Source organism: Cellulomonas sp. A375-1 (genome assembly GCF_001040865.1).
Lineage (GTDB): Bacteria > Actinomycetota > Actinomycetes > Actinomycetales > Cellulomonadaceae > Cellulomonas > Cellulomonas gelida.
Map to the genome: position 1 here is coordinate 24,634 of NZ_LFKW01000046.1, position 12,973 is coordinate 37,606.

General features: G+C 73.9%; 14 protein-coding genes. 8 read left to right on the forward strand and 6 right to left on the reverse strand.

The window, feature by feature from the left end; translation table 11 throughout:
- The 3 genes from CWIS_RS05535 to CWIS_RS05545 form a co-directional block, all read left to right on the forward strand.
- A partial coding sequence (locus CWIS_RS05535) for a hypothetical protein (RefSeq protein ID WP_197080771.1) occupies positions 1-1,274 on the forward strand: 1,274 nt, incomplete at its 5' end.
- Complete coding sequence (locus CWIS_RS05540; protein WP_156186565.1) at positions 1,271-1,939, forward strand: hypothetical protein; 669 nt, start codon at positions 1,271-1,273, stop codon at positions 1,937-1,939. The genes CWIS_RS05535 and CWIS_RS05540, both read left to right, overlap by 4 nt.
- Positions 1,936-2,598, forward strand: a complete 663-nt coding sequence (locus CWIS_RS05545) for a hypothetical protein (RefSeq protein WP_156186566.1) — start codon at positions 1,936-1,938, stop codon at positions 2,596-2,598. Before CWIS_RS05540 ends, CWIS_RS05545 begins: the two co-directional genes overlap by 4 nt.
- Positions 2,599-2,645: 47 nt before the next feature.
- Here CWIS_RS05545 and CWIS_RS05550 read toward each other — a convergent pair whose 3' ends face one another.
- A complete protein-coding gene (locus CWIS_RS05550; RefSeq protein WP_048342257.1) occupies positions 2,646-3,194 on the reverse strand; it encodes a CGNR zinc finger domain-containing protein in 549 nt (182 codons plus the stop codon).
- A gap of 97 nt (positions 3,195-3,291) precedes the next feature.
- Here CWIS_RS05550 and CWIS_RS05555 point away from each other — a divergent pair, with 97 nt between their 5' ends.
- The 4 genes from CWIS_RS05555 (at position 3,292) to CWIS_RS05570 (ending at position 7,395) form a co-directional block, all read left to right on the forward strand.
- A complete protein-coding gene (locus CWIS_RS05555) occupies positions 3,292-4,266 on the forward strand; it encodes a DMT family transporter (protein ID WP_048342258.1) in 975 nt (324 codons plus the stop codon).
- A gap of 146 nt (positions 4,267-4,412) precedes the next feature.
- Positions 4,413-5,384, forward strand: a complete 972-nt coding sequence (locus CWIS_RS05560) for a TIGR03557 family F420-dependent LLM class oxidoreductase (protein WP_048342287.1) — start codon at positions 4,413-4,415, stop codon at positions 5,382-5,384.
- A complete protein-coding gene (locus CWIS_RS05565; protein WP_369796490.1) occupies positions 5,381-6,181 on the forward strand; it encodes a coenzyme F420-0:L-glutamate ligase in 801 nt (266 codons plus the stop codon). The genes CWIS_RS05560 and CWIS_RS05565 overlap by 4 nt, the downstream gene beginning before the upstream one ends.
- Complete coding sequence (locus tag CWIS_RS05570; protein WP_048342260.1) at positions 6,178-7,395, forward strand: glycoside hydrolase family 3 N-terminal domain-containing protein; 1,218 nt, start codon at positions 6,178-6,180, stop codon at positions 7,393-7,395. The genes CWIS_RS05565 and CWIS_RS05570 overlap by 4 nt, the downstream gene beginning before the upstream one ends.
- Positions 7,396-7,401: 6 nt before the next feature.
- Here the strand turns inward: CWIS_RS05570 and CWIS_RS05575 are convergent, their stop codons facing one another.
- Together CWIS_RS05575 and CWIS_RS05580 are read right to left on the reverse strand one after the other, a co-directional pair.
- A complete protein-coding gene (locus CWIS_RS05575; protein ID WP_048342261.1) occupies positions 7,402-7,911 on the reverse strand; it encodes a hypothetical protein in 510 nt (169 codons plus the stop codon).
- 1 nt (position 7,912) lies between these two features.
- Positions 7,913-8,482 carry an HhH-GPD-type base excision DNA repair protein gene (locus tag CWIS_RS05580; protein WP_082156242.1) on the reverse strand — a complete coding sequence of 190 codons (570 nt, stop codon included), beginning with the start codon at positions 8,480-8,482 and terminating at the stop codon, positions 7,913-7,915.
- Positions 8,483-8,789: 307 nt separating this feature from the next.
- Between CWIS_RS05580 and CWIS_RS18290 the strand changes: the two genes are divergently transcribed.
- Complete coding sequence (locus tag CWIS_RS18290) at positions 8,790-9,731, forward strand: hypothetical protein (protein WP_156186567.1); 942 nt, start codon at positions 8,790-8,792, stop codon at positions 9,729-9,731.
- Here CWIS_RS18290 and CWIS_RS05585 read toward each other — a convergent pair.
- The 3 genes from CWIS_RS05585 to CWIS_RS05595 form a co-directional block, all read right to left on the reverse strand.
- Complete coding sequence (locus tag CWIS_RS05585) at positions 9,700-10,542, reverse strand: putative F420-0 ABC transporter ATP-binding protein (protein WP_048342263.1); 843 nt, start codon at positions 10,540-10,542, stop codon at positions 9,700-9,702. The two genes, CWIS_RS18290 and CWIS_RS05585, sit on opposite strands and share 32 nt — an antisense overlap.
- Positions 10,533-11,546, reverse strand: a complete 1,014-nt coding sequence (locus CWIS_RS05590) for a putative F420-0 ABC transporter permease subunit (RefSeq protein ID WP_082156246.1) — start codon at positions 11,544-11,546, stop codon at positions 10,533-10,535. The genes CWIS_RS05585 and CWIS_RS05590 overlap by 10 nt, the downstream gene beginning before the upstream one ends.
- 143 nt (positions 11,547-11,689) lie before the next feature.
- Positions 11,690-12,832 carry a putative F420-0 ABC transporter substrate-binding protein gene (locus CWIS_RS05595; protein ID WP_082156247.1) on the reverse strand — a complete coding sequence of 381 codons (1,143 nt, stop codon included), beginning with the start codon at positions 12,830-12,832 and terminating at the stop codon, positions 11,690-11,692.
- Between the last annotated feature and the right edge of the window lie 141 nt (positions 12,833-12,973).

The window sequence follows — 12,973 nt, forward strand, 5'->3', positions numbered from 1 at the left end:
GCGTGCACCGACGCAGCGTCTGGACGGGCAGCGCGGCGCGCGCGTTCGACGCCACCGCGGTCGAGCTCGACCGCCGGCTCACCGACGCGGCGACGGGTGCCCGGCGCGCCGCCGTCGCGCTCGAGGAGCACGCCGAGGCGCTCGCCCGCGCGCAGCGGCGGCACGGGGACGTCGCGGGCTCGTTGCGGCGTGCGCGCGACGACATCCCGCGCCACCCGGGGGAGCTCGACCAGCTCGACGACGTCGTGCGGCACCTGCGCGAGGCGCTGAACGCCGCCCTCGAGTCCTGGCGGGACGCGGGTGCGGCGGCGAAGGCGTGCGCGAGCGAGCTCGCCGCGGTCGAGGCCGCCATGCCGTTCCCGGACGGCGCGGCCCCCGGCATGCGCGCGCTGGATGCCCTCGGGCAGCACGGCACGGGCTCGGGCCGCCTGCCGCTCGTCGACGGCGTCCTCGAGCGCGCACGAGCCGCGTACGAGGCGATGTCCGCGCAGGACCGCGCCGCGTTCGACGCGCTCATGGCCGACGCGGCGTCGCAGCGGCACCGGGCGTGGCTGCTCGCCGCGCTCGCGGCGGGGCACCCGATCGCCACGCTCCGGCGGTTCGCGCAGCGGATCAACCGCGCGCCCGACCCCGACGCCCTGCTCGACCCGCAATCCGCGCTGCGGCACGACGGCCCGTTCACGCAGACGACCGGCACGACCTGCGGCTCGTCGTCGCTCGTCTACGCGAGCATGCTGCGCGACCCGGCTCTGGCGCTGCGCGTGCTCACCGGCTACGACGCGACCACCGGCCAGGCCGATGACCCCTCCCGCACGCCGGGCGACCGGTTCAAGGACCTCGAGACCGAGATGAAGCGCCGCACCGACGACCCGCGCGTCGACCCCGATCGCGGGTGGCGGCCCGACAACGTGTCGATGCCGTGGATCCCGGCGCTGGGGACGTCACCGTGGGCCGCGGCCGAGGAGCTGGACGCGATGGCGCCCGACGGCGTGCGGTACGAGGTCGACATGGTCGACCCGGCCTCGTCGGACGACAAGCAGGACGCGTACCGCTCGCTCGTGGAGTCCACCGACCAGGGCAACCCGGCCATCCTCTACGTCGGGGACGAGACCGCCCCGCGGCACGTCGTGCTGGTGTACGCCCACGCGGACGGGTCGATCGAGCTCTACGAGCCCGGGCACGGGCAGCGGGTCGTCGTGACGCAGGAGCAGTTCGTCGCCGGGGAGTTCTCGGTGGGCGGGTGGCCCAAGCCGTGGGCGGTCGTCACGCCGTGACGGATCGCGCTGCGCGCGTGGCGCGCGCCGGGAGGCTCGTCAGTGCCCTCGTGGTCGGGGCGCTCGCGGCCGGCACGCTCGCCGCGTGCACGCCGTCGGCCCCCGACGACCAGACGACGAGCGTCGACGTCCGGCGCTACCAGGACCTGGCCGCCGACCCGTGGCTCGCGGCGACCTCGCTGACGGTCGGCCGGTACGCGTTCGGCACGAACCGCCAGTTCGAGCCCGGCACGGGACGGGGGACGCGCACGACGACGGGGACGCTCGCGCAGGTGCTGGCGGCCGAGACGACCTCGGCAGCACGCGAGGGCTGGGTCGTCGCCGCGGCGCGCTGCGGTGACGGCTCGGGCTCGGGGTGGCCCGTCACGATCGAGCTGGTGCGCGCGCTGTCCGACGGGGCCGTGGCGGTCGGTGAGGTGCGCGTCGAGCAGGACCAGTCCGGGGCCCAGCAGCCCGAGGGCGAGGACGCTGCCGCACGCGCGCTGCCACGCCGCGTGCTCGTGGCGGCATACGCGCCGCACCACACCAACCGTGCGAACCTCGACGTGCCCGACGAGCCGGTCGAGTTCGACGCGCTGGAGTGCCTCGGCGGTCCTGGGGGAGCGAGCGTCGGATCGAGCGACCTGCTCGCGCAGGTCCAGGGCGTCGACGAGGCCACGCGATGACGTCTCGAGACGCCGCCCGGGTGCTGGCTGGTCGCGTGCCCGGTGTCGTCGGAGCGGCCGCCGTCGTCCTCGTCGCCGGGCTCGTGCTCGGCGCCCTCGAGGGCTGTGCGCGCGACCTGAGCCGCGGCGACGTGCTCGACGCGCTGCGGGCGCAGTCGTGGCCGGTGGACGCGACCGTCGAGAGCGCGCAGGACCCCGGTGGCGGTCGCTACGAGCGGCCGCGCGCGTCGGCGCGCAGCGAGTCGCCGGATGAGCCGTGGCGCGCGGTCGGCGCCGAGGTCGAGCGGGCCGTCGTGGCGGGATGGGTGCCGGTGTTCGCGCAGTGCGCCGGACCGCAGGACTCGGTGCGCGTCGACCTCGTGCGCGAGGTGCTGCCGGGCGTGCCGGCCACGGCGACGGTCACGGGGGAGGTCGTCGACGAGCTCGGGCTGCCCGTGCCGCTGTCAGGCGGCTCGACCGTGGTGTCGGTCGCGGTCGTCGCGGCCGCTCCGCAGGACGTGTCCGACCCCGCGCTGCTGCCGACGTCGGTGCGCGGCGGCGTGGCCGGGGAGGCGGTGGATCTCGCGACGTGCCTGGCCGACCCGGCCGCGAGCGGCGACCTGCGCTGGGTGGGCACGCCGGCTGCGTTGCCGACGCTCGGCGGCCCGCTGCCACGCTGACGATGCTCACGCCCGCCCCGGCCGAGGTCGTGGGCACGTGTGTGGCGTCAGTCCGTGCTGTGCCGCGCACGGTAGGCCGCGACGTGCGCGCGGTTGCCGCAGTTGTTGACGTCGCAGAACCGGCGTGAGCGGTTGCGCGACAGGTCGACGAGCACTGCGGTGCAGTCCTCGCCCGCGCACCGCCGCAGCCGGTCGTACTCGTCGGAGCGCACGACGTCGGCCACGCTCATGGCGGTCTCGACGAGCATGACGGTCGCGAGCGGCGCATCCGGGACGGTCGCGTGCAGGTGCCAGTCGAGCGCGTCGTGGCGCGTGAGGAACGGCACCGCCGCGGCGTCGCGCAGGATCGTGTTGACGAGCTCCGCCGCCTCGTCGCGGTCGACCTCCCAGAGCCGGCTCAGGTGGGCGCGCGCGTCGTGCACCTGCGCGAGCTCGGCGAGGTCGCCGTCGTGGCGCACCGAGTAGCCCCAGCGTCGGTAGAAAGCGTCGAGCTGCTCGACGCTCGCGAGCGTGTCCTCGCCGTCGCGTCGGCGGTCGCTGTTCACCAGCTCGACGGCGGCCTGGAGGTTCGCCTCGGTGTCACGAGCAAAGACCACATTGACTCCTGACCATGTCGGGTCCTAGTGTCACGAGCATAGGAGCCTGTGACCCCTGACATGGAGCGCAGGTCGGCGTCACGTCAGGGAGAGCGTCATGCAGGGCACGCGCGCGCGCAGCGTGGGGATCGTCGCCGGGCTCGTCGCGGCGCTCGCGTTCGCCACGAGCGGGCCGGTGGTCAAGCCGCTGCTCGCCGCGGGCTGGACGCCCGGCGCGGCGATCCTCGTCCGGCTGTGGCTCGGCACGCTCCTGCTCGCCGGGCCCGCCGCCTGGGCGCTGCGGGGGCGCTGGCCCGCGCTGCGCGCCGAGTGGCGCACCGTCGTCGGCCTCGGCCTGCTCGGCGTCGCGGGCGCGTCCACGTTCTACTTCCTCGCGGTCGACCGGCTGCCCGTCGCGGTCGCGCTGCTCGTCGAGTACACCGGGCCGCTGCTCCTGCTCGGCTGGTCGTGGTTCCGCACGCGCCGCACCCCGTCGCGCGCGACCCTCGCCGGGGCCGCGCTCGCGATGGCCGGGCTCGTGCTCGTGCTCGACGTGACCGGGTCGCTCGAGCTCGACGCGCTCGGGCTCGTCTTCGCGTTCGTCGCGGCGATCGGCAACGCCGCCTACTTCGCGCTCACCGCACGGCCCATCGCGCTCCCGCCGGTGAGCCTCGCCGGTTCGGCGATGCTCGTCGGGGCGCTCACCGTGACGCTCGTCGCGCTCGCCGGGATCCTGCCCGTGGCCGCGCCGCGCGTGCAGGTCACGATGCTCGGGGCGCAGGTCGAGTGGTTCGTCCCGCTGCTCGTCGTCGGCGCCGTGCCCACGGCGTTCGCGTACGGCGTCAGCGCGGTCTCCGTGCGGCTGCTCGGGGAGCGGCTCGCGTCGTTCCTCGCCCTCATGGAGGTGCTGTTCGCCGTCCTCCTGGCCTGGCTGCTCCTCGGAGAGGCGCCGCTGGCGATCCAGCTACTGGGCGCCGCGCTCGTCGTCGTCGGGGTCGCGCTGGTCCGCTCCGGTGCCGCGTCCGACGGCGAGCTGCGCGACGGGATGCCGGAGCCGGTGGTGCCAGCGGTGCGCGAACCCGCGCGCACCTGACCGCCGCGCTCAGCCGCACACCGGGGCGCACGGCATAAGGTCGATCGGGTACGGCCGCGCTGCGCGCGCGCCACGGCGAGCGAGACGAGAACGAGGACCACGTGACTGGTGTGACGGCGTCCGGCCTGACGGTCGGCTACGCGGCGATGCTCGAGCAGTTCCACCCCACCGAGGCGGTCGCGCTGTCGGCGTACGCCGAGCAGCACGGCTTCTCGGGCGTCATGGCGGCGGACCACTTCCAGCCGTGGGTCCCGGCACAGGGCCAGGCCGCGTTCGTGTGGAACGTGCTCACGGCGATCGGCGAACGGACCAGCGGCGACATGGGGCCCGGCGTGACCGCACCGACGTTCCGCTGGCACCCCGCGATGGTCGCGCAGGCGAGCGCGACGCTCGCCGCGATGTACCCGGGGCGGCACTGGCTGGGCCTGGGCTCCGGCGAGGCGCTCAACGAGCACATCACCGCCCAGTACTGGCCCGAGGCGCCCGAGCGGATCAACCGCATGTTCGAGGCCATCGACATCATCAAGAAGCTGTTCAACGCGTCCCTCGCGGGCAAGGACGTCAAGCACTCCGGCGAGTTCTACAAGATGGAGTCCACGCGCCTGTGGACGATGCCGGAGGTGGCCCCGCCGATCCTCGTCGCCACCGCGGGCCCGATCACCGCCAAGCGTGCGGGTCGGCATGCGGACGGCCTCATCACGGTCGGCGCGCCGCTCGAGAAGATCGAGGGCCTGTTCTCGCGCTTCCACGACGGCGTGCGGGAGTCCGGCCGCAACCCCGAGGACCTGCCCAAGGTCCTGCAGGTGCACCTGTCGTGGGCGCCGACCGACGAGGAGGCGCTCGCCAACGCGATGCACGAGTGGCCCAATGGCGGCATGAAGTTCCCCAAGGCGGACATCCGCTCGCCGTTCGAGCTCGAGCAGATGGCGCGGCTCGTGCGTCCCGAGGACTTCGAGGGCCGCATGGTGATCTCCGCCGACCCCGACGTGCACCGCGCCGCGATCCAGAAGTACGTGGACCTCGGCTTCGACCGGATCTACCTGCACAACGTGGGGCGCAACCAGCGCGAGTGGATCGAGACCTTCGGCGAGCAGGTGCTGCCGAAGCTCGTGCGGTGAGCGTGGACGAGCTGCGGGTGTGGGCCCCCGAGGGCCTGCGTGAGATCACCCCGGGCGACGACCTGGTCGCCCTGCTCGTCGCCCTGCTCGTCGACGACGCCCGTACGCACCCCGACCGCGCGCTCGCGGACGGGGACCTGCTGGTGCTGACCTCGAAGGTCGTCTCCAAGGCCGAGGGCCGCGTGGTCGCGGCCGACGACCGCGAGCAGGCGATCACCGCGGAGACCGTGCGCGTGGTCGCGACGCGCGAGCACGCCACGGGGGTCACGCGGATCGTCGAGAACCGGCTCGGGCTCGTCATGGCTGCGGCCGGGGTGGATGCGAGCAACACCCCCGAGGGCACCGTGCTGCTGCTGCCCCTCGACCCCGACGCGAGCGCCCGCGCGCTGCGTGCCGGGATCGCGGCGGCGTTCGGCGTGCGCGTGGGGGTGCTCATGACGGACACCGCCGGGCGGCCGTGGCGCGACGGCGTCACCGACATCGCGATCGGCGCCGCGGGCGTGCGCGTCCTGGACGACCTGCGGGGCGAGTCCGACTCGTTCGGCCGTCCGCTGACCATGACCGTGACGGCGGTGGCCGACGAGGTCGCGGCCGCCGCGGAGCTCGTCAAGGGCAAGGCCGCGGGCCGGCCGCTCGCCGTGGTCCGCGGGCTCGCGCAGCACGTGACCGACGAGGACGGGCCGGGCGCGCGCGTCCTGGTGCGCGTCGGCGAGCAGGACATGTTCCGTCAGGGCAGCGCGGAGGCGTACGCCCAGGGCTGGAAGGACGCCCTGGGCGAGCGGCCGTCCTCGTCGTGAGCCGCGCGGAGCGCGTGGCCCTGGTCGTCGCGGTCGTGTTGGTCGCGGTGGCCGTCGGCGTGGGTGCGGTCGTGCTGGGCCAGGGGCGCGCGTCGTCGGCCGGGCCTTCGTCGGGCCTGCCCTCGCCGTCGCCCACCTCGACGCCGACGCCCGCTGCGAGCGCACCCGCGGCGAGCCCCACGCCCACGCCCGACGACGGCTGGACGCTCGAACAGAAGGTCGGCCAGCTCTTCGTGGTCGGCGTCGACGTCAGCGGGCCCGCCGACGTCAGCCGCGAGGCGATCGAGCAGTACCACGTGGGGAACCTGTTCCTGCACGGCCGCAGCGCGGCCGGCATCGACGAGGTCCGCGCGCTCGTCGAGCGGTACACGGGTCTCGTCGGGCCGACCACGACGCACGGCACGCCGATGCTGGTCTCGACCGACCAGGAGGGCGGCACGGTCCAGGTGCTGCGGGGCGACGGGTTCGACGACATCCCCGCCGCGACCGAGCAGGCGACGTGGGACGTGGCCGAGCTGCGCGAGCGTGCCGCGGGGTGGGGCGCCCAGCTCGCCGCGGCCGGCGTCAACCTGGACCTCGCACCCGTGATGGACCTCGTGCCGCCCGGGACACAGGCCGACAACCCGCCCGTCGGCGCGCTGCAGCGCAACTACGGCACCACCGTCGACTCCGTCAGCACGCACGCGAACGCGTTCTCCGCGGGCCTGCGCGACTCCGGCGTCGCGGTCGCGATCAAGCACTTCCCGGGCCTCGGGCGGGTCACCGCGGACACCGACTCGTCCGCGGACGTGGTCGACGACGTGACCACGCGAGACGACGAGCAGCTCGACGTGTTCCGCGCCGGGATCGACGCGGGCGCGCAGCTCGTCATGGTCTCGACCGCGGTCTACGCGAAGCTCGACCCGGACCACCCGGCCGCCTTCTCGTCCACGGTCGTCACGGACCTGCTGCGCGGCGAGCTGGGTTTCGACGGGCTGGTCGTGACCGACGACCTGTCCGGCGCCGAGCAGGTGCACGCGTGGTCACCGGCCGACCGGGCGATCTCCGCGATCGATGCGGGGGTCGACCTCGTGCTCGTGTCCAAGGTGCCGGACGTCGCGCCGGAGATGGTGCAGGCGGTCGTCCACCAGGCACAGGTCGACGACGAGTTCCGCGCCGAGGTCGAGGCGGCGTGGCAGCGCGTGCTCTCCGCCAAGTCGTCGATGCTGGGCTGAGCCGGGTCAGCCCTCGACGCGGGCGATCGTCGCGGCGTCGGCGAAGGCCACCGGCTCGCCCGGCGCCTCGCAGTACACGATCAACGAGCCGACCTTGCCCTGCGCGTCGGACTGCGCCAGCGGGACTGCGGCGTCGTCGACGACCCCCTGCGCGGTGAACGAGTCGCCGGCCGTGGGGTCGGCGTGGAGCGTGACGCCCGTCGAGAAGGTCACGACGTACCGGCCGTTGCCGGTGCCGCCCTCGCCCTCGTCGACCACGGTCGTGCCGTCCGGCCACAGCGGGTGCCGTTCGACGCCGTCGACCAGGACGTTGACGCAGCCGTTCTCGTGCAGCACGAGCCGGCCGGTGATCGGGGCGGGCTCCGCCGTGAAGTGCCCCGCGCCGTCGTCGGGCAGGTCGCTCACCTCGACGTGCCCGTAGCCCGCGGTGTCGTCCTCGTCGGCGCCGCACGCGCCCAGGGCGGCCGTGGCAGCGAGGACGCCGACGACGGTGAGGGCGGCGAGTCGCGGCGCCATCTCAGCGCGCCTTCGCGGCGGCCTTGGCGGCCTTCTTCGTCTCGCGCACCTGCTGCAGCGAGGTCGCGTCGGTCACATCCGCGATCGAGCGACGCGAACCGTCCTCGCCGTAGGAGCCCGCCGCCTCGCGCCAGCCCGCGGGCTGGACGCCGCGCTGCTTGCCGAGCAGCGCGAGGAAGATCCGCGCCTTCTGCTCGCCGAACCCGGGCAGGGCCTTGAGCCGCTTGAGCACCGTCGCGCCGTCCGGGTCGTCCTGCGTCCAGATCCGGGTGACGTCGCCGTCGTAGTCCTCCACCACCGCGCGCGCGACGGCCTGGATGCGTCCCGCCATCGAGCCGGGATAGCGGTGCACCGCCGGGGGCGTGGCGCACAGCGCCGAGAACTCGTCGGGGTCGGCGTGCGCGATCGCCTCGGGCGAGAGCGTGCCGAGCCGGTCGAGGATCTTCGCCGGCCCCGCGAACGCGGCCTCCATCGGGTACTGCTGGTCCAGCAGCATCCCGAGCAGGAGCGCGAACGGGTCGTCGTCGAGCAGCTGGTCCGCCAACACGTCACCGGTCATCCAGAGCGTCATGGGCCCATTGTTGCGCGGGTGACTCATCGAGGACGGGCAAGCACGACGCGAGTGCGGCGATAGTCGAGCGGCGCGCTTCAGGGTCGCGCCTCGTGCAAGCGGTGCGGTTCAAACGCCGGTTCCTGCGGCCCGGTGGGTTCGAAGAGTCGTCGGCTCTGCCGCCGCTGGCGCGTGCGTAGCGTTGTCGACATGCCGGTGCACCCAGATCGGCCCTGATCGCCTGGTGGGCGGGGATGGTCCAGAGAGGTTCCGGGTGATATTCGCCCGAGTCCTGTACGTCGCGCCGTAGTCCGGTCACACTCGAGGAATGACGCTGCACTTCGCCGCTGTGTCGCATAGTGGAGCCGTTGTCTCGGTAGGCGACCGCTTGCTAACAACGGGCGTCGCCGGGTCGGCGAAGCCTTGGGATCGACTCGCAAACAAGACGCTCGTAGTTTCGGGGTCGGGCTTCAATATCGTCGTCTCTTACTCAGGTCTCGCTCACATCGACGGCCAGCCAACTGACGAGTGGCTCTCTACGTTGATCACAGGAATGCCGGTCGCTCCGGGCCTTTCCAGTCGCCTGTCGATGCGCATCGGCGCCCTTGAGCAGCCGCTGTCGCTTCCCGAGATCGTAGGCAGGATCAAGGTCGGCCTCGAAACTGACCTTCAGAGACAGACGCCGCCGAACCGCTGGCTGGGTGTGTTGATTGCTGGTCGCTCGTACCAGCGAAGAGCGAGGTTCGGGCTTGGCCGGATCAGACCGATCTGCCTGCGCATGACGAACGACGGGCGCCGCGGATCTGCGACGACCGTCGACATGGCAAGTCGTGACGCTTGGCCGCCTGGATGCCTCGTCCTCTGCTCTGTGGGGGTGGACGCCAACCCCGTGAGGTCAAGGGTCGCAGAGTACTTGCAGTCGGCTTCGGACTACAGCCTGATCGATCTTGAAGGCCGGATCGTAGACGCTCTCCGAGACTTGGCCGCCACGCCTACAGGCGACCAGGTCGGAGACCAGTGCATGTCGGTGATCCTATGGCATGACAAAATCGAAATCCGGTTTCATCGCACGGCCGAGAATCCTCCAGGGACCGCCTACACGCCGTTTGTGATTAGTAACGCAGCGATCTTCCCTCCGCTCGTGATCAACGGTCGAGGCCGATTGAACCTCGGGGGTATTGATGTCGCTGTCGTCCCGCCGTACGGCAGCGCTGGAGTCGCGAGTGTGTCTCGTGCCGCTAGTCAGCCGCGCAAGGGTTACGTGTCATGAGCGTCGTTGTGTCACTCGCGTCAGGTCGCGCCTGACCGACGTCGGTCAGGGCGATCACCGGGCGGCCCGTGCGGGGGTGCGTGAGGACGACGGCGTCGACGTCGTAGACCTCGCGCAGCAGCGCCGGGGTCAGGACGTCGCGCGGGGGCCCCGCCGCGACGAGGCGACCCTCGGACAGCACGAGGACGTGGCTGCAGAAGGCTGCGGCGAGGTTGAGGTCGTGCAGCGCCGCGACGGTCGTGATGCCCAGGTCGCGGACGAACGCGAGCAGCGAGAGCTGGGCGGACACGTCGAGATGGTTCGTCGGCTCGTCGAGCAGCAGGAGCTCGGGCTGCTGGGCGAGAGCGCGCGCGATGTGCACGCGCTGGCGCTCGCCGCCGGACAAGGTCGACCACGCGCGCTCGGCGAGGTGCTCGGCGGTCGCGGCCGCCAGGGCCCGGTCGACCGCGGCGTCGTCGGGGTCCGAGCCCCACAGCGTGCGGAACGGGATCCGGCCGAGTGCCACGACCTCGCGCACCGTCAGCGGGACGGTCGCGCTGGACTCCTGCTCGAGCAGGGCCACGCGGCGCGCGCGGTGCCGACGGTCGAGCGCGTGCACGGGGACCTGCGCGCCCGCCTCGTCGTCCGCGACCAGCACCGCGCCCGCATCGGGCGGCAGGATCCCCGCGACGAGCCGCAGCAGCGTCGTCTTGCCCGCGCCGTTGGGCCCGAGGAGCCCGGTCAGCGCGCCGGCCGGGGGAGTCGCGTCGACCCCGTCGACCACCCACCGCCCGCCCAGGCGCGCGCCGACCCCGGCGATCGTCAGCTCCACGCCGCACCCCTGCCGCGCCGCAGGATCAGGGCGAACACCGGCACGCCGACGAGCGCGGTGACGATGCCCACGGGGATCTCGCGCGGCGCGAAGACCGTGCGCGCGAGCGTGTCGGCCCAGATGAGGAACACACCGCCCGTGACGGCCGCCACCGGGAGCAGGCGACGGTGGGCCGGCCCGGTCAGCACCGAGACCGCGTGCGGCAGCACGAGTCCGACGAACCCGATGGCCCCGCTCACGGCGACGAGCGCGCCCGTGAGCAGCGCGACGAGGGTCATGAGCGTCCACCGGGTGCGGTCGACGTCGATCCCGAGCGCGGCGGCCGCGGTGTCGCCGAACGTGAACGCGTCGAGCCGCGTCGCCGTCGCCACGAGCACGCTCCCGACGACGAGCAGCGCGCCGCCCGCGATGGCGACCGACGACCAGGTGGTCCCCGCGAGCGAGCCCATGAGCCACGACAGGATCTCGCGGTAGGAGTCGCCCGTCGCGGTCCAGAAGATGACGAACGACGTCGCGGCCGCCGCGAGCTGGGAGACCGCGAGCCCCGCGAGCACCGCGCGCGTGGGGGTCACGGACCCTCCGGTGCGGGCGAGCGCGAGCGTCGCGACGAGCGCGGCGATCGCGCCGACGAACGCCGCGACCGGCAGGAGCACGGCCACGCCCAGGACGAGCACCGCGACCGCCCCGAGCGACGCGCCCGACGACAGCCCCAGCAGGTACGGGTCGGCGAGCGGGTTGCGCGTGAGGGACTGCATGACCGCTCCGGCCGCCGCGAGCCCGGCGCCCACGGCCGCCGCGGTGAGGACGCGCGGCAGCCGCAGGTCCCACACGATCGCGTCGTGCAGCGGCGGCACGTCGCCGACGAGGCCGAGGTGGTGGCCCACGACGCGCGCGACCTCGCCCACGCCGAGGTCCGCGGGGCCGATCGTGACGGCGACGAGCAGGCTCACGACCAGCGCGGCGCCACCCAGACCCAGCAGCAGCGCGAGCGACGGTCGGCGCACGGGCGCCGCGCGGTCGTCGTCCCGCGCGGGACGGCTCGACCTGGCGGGGCGACCGGTGAGCGGCGCCGTGGCGTCGGCGGCGCGGCGGCCCGTCGGCTCCTCGGCGGCACGGCCGCCCGGGTGGTTCGAGGGCACGCGGCGGCTCAGCCTCCCAGCGCCGTGACCTGGGTGACCAGGTCCGCCACGGTGTCCGCGTTGCGCACGCCCGCCTCGGTGGCGGCGAACGGGACGACGACGTAGCGCTCGTTCTTCACCGCATCGAGGGCGGCCGTCGCGGGGTTGGCCGCGAGCGCCGCCTTCTTGTTCTCGGCCGTGTTCCACACCGAGTCGACGAGGACCAGCAGGTCGGGGTTCGCCGCGACGACCTCCTCCCATCCGACCGACGTCCAGGTGTCCTGCACGCCCGCGAACACGTTCGTCAGGCCCGCGGCGCTGAGCAGCATCTGCGGGGCACCGATGCCCGCGCCGACGAACGGCGTGTCCGTGCCCGACGACCACCACACGACGCTCTGCCCCGCGAGCGGCTCGACGCCGTCGAGCGTCTTCTGCTGCTGCGCGACGACCTGCTCGGCCGCGGCCGGCTCGCCCAGCACGGCCCCGGCCTCCCGGATCTCGGAGAACACGTCGTCGAACGTCAGCGGGTCGGGCTGGTACCCCGGCTCCTTGCACGCCGACGGCGAGACATACGTCGCGATGCCGTAGCCCGCGAGCGCGTCACGCTCGCCGACGCCGTCCGCCGAGAAGTTCGACTCCCACCCGCCGTAGACGAAGTCCGGCTCGACGGCGAGCAGCGCCTCCTGCCCGGGCACCTTCTCGGAGATCACGGGCACGTCGGCGAGGGCGGCGGCGAGCTCCTGCGGGGGCGGGCCGTCGCTGAAGGCGGTCCCGACGAGGCGGTCGGCCGCGCCGAGCGCCGCGACCATCTCGGCCGTCGAGGACTTGATCGCGACGATCCGCTCGGGCGGTGCGTCGAGCGTCACGTGGGTCCCGCAGTTGTCCACGGTGAGGGGAAAGGCCGCCGCTGGAGGGTTCGTGCTCGCGGTCGCGGCGGGTGTGCTGGCGGCCGGGGTCCCGGGCGACGCGGGCGCGTCGCCGGCGCAGGCCGCGAGCGCGAGCACCGGGACGACGACGAGCGGGACGAGGGCGGCCCGCAGCGCGCGGGCGCGGCCCGACACACGCCGGTCGGCGCGCTCGAACGCGGGCCGACCGTGCTCGGGCTGGCGGTGCTCGGCCAGGCGGGATGCGGGGTGCCGGTGTGCGGGGTGCCGGTCGGCGGGCGTGGGCATCGGTCCTCCGGGTGTGCTCGACGCACCGCGCACGCCGTCGGGCGCGGAGAGGGGCGGGGTGTCGGCGCACGTCGCGTCGTGGAGGACCGTCCCAGTCCGGGGCGGCGCGACCTGGTCGAACGTCCGACCAGGTTCCGCCGG

Bases quoted from the DNA above. Each gene is read 5' to 3' on its own strand.
- CWIS_RS05545 (WP_156186566.1), top strand. From the start codon at position 1,936: ATGACGTCTCGAGACGCCGCCCGGGTGCTGGCTGGTCGCGTGCCCGGT.
- CWIS_RS05555 (WP_048342258.1), top strand. From the start codon at position 3,292: ATGCAGGGCACGCGCGCGCGCAGCGTGGGGATCGTCGCCGGGCTCGTC.
- CWIS_RS05560 (WP_048342287.1), top strand. From the start codon at position 4,413: ATGCTCGAGCAGTTCCACCCCACCGAGGCGGTCGCGCTGTCGGCGTAC.
- CWIS_RS05575 (WP_048342261.1), bottom strand. From the start codon at position 7,911: ATGGCGCCGCGACTCGCCGCCCTCACCGTCGTCGGCGTCCTCGCTGCC.
- CWIS_RS05580 (WP_082156242.1), bottom strand. From the start codon at position 8,482: ATGACGCTCTGGATGACCGGTGACGTGTTGGCGGACCAGCTGCTCGAC.
- CWIS_RS18290 (WP_156186567.1), top strand. From the start codon at position 8,790: ATGACGCTGCACTTCGCCGCTGTGTCGCATAGTGGAGCCGTTGTCTCG.
- CWIS_RS05595 (WP_082156247.1), bottom strand. From the start codon at position 12,832: ATGCCCACGCCCGCCGACCGGCACCCCGCACACCGGCACCCCGCATCC.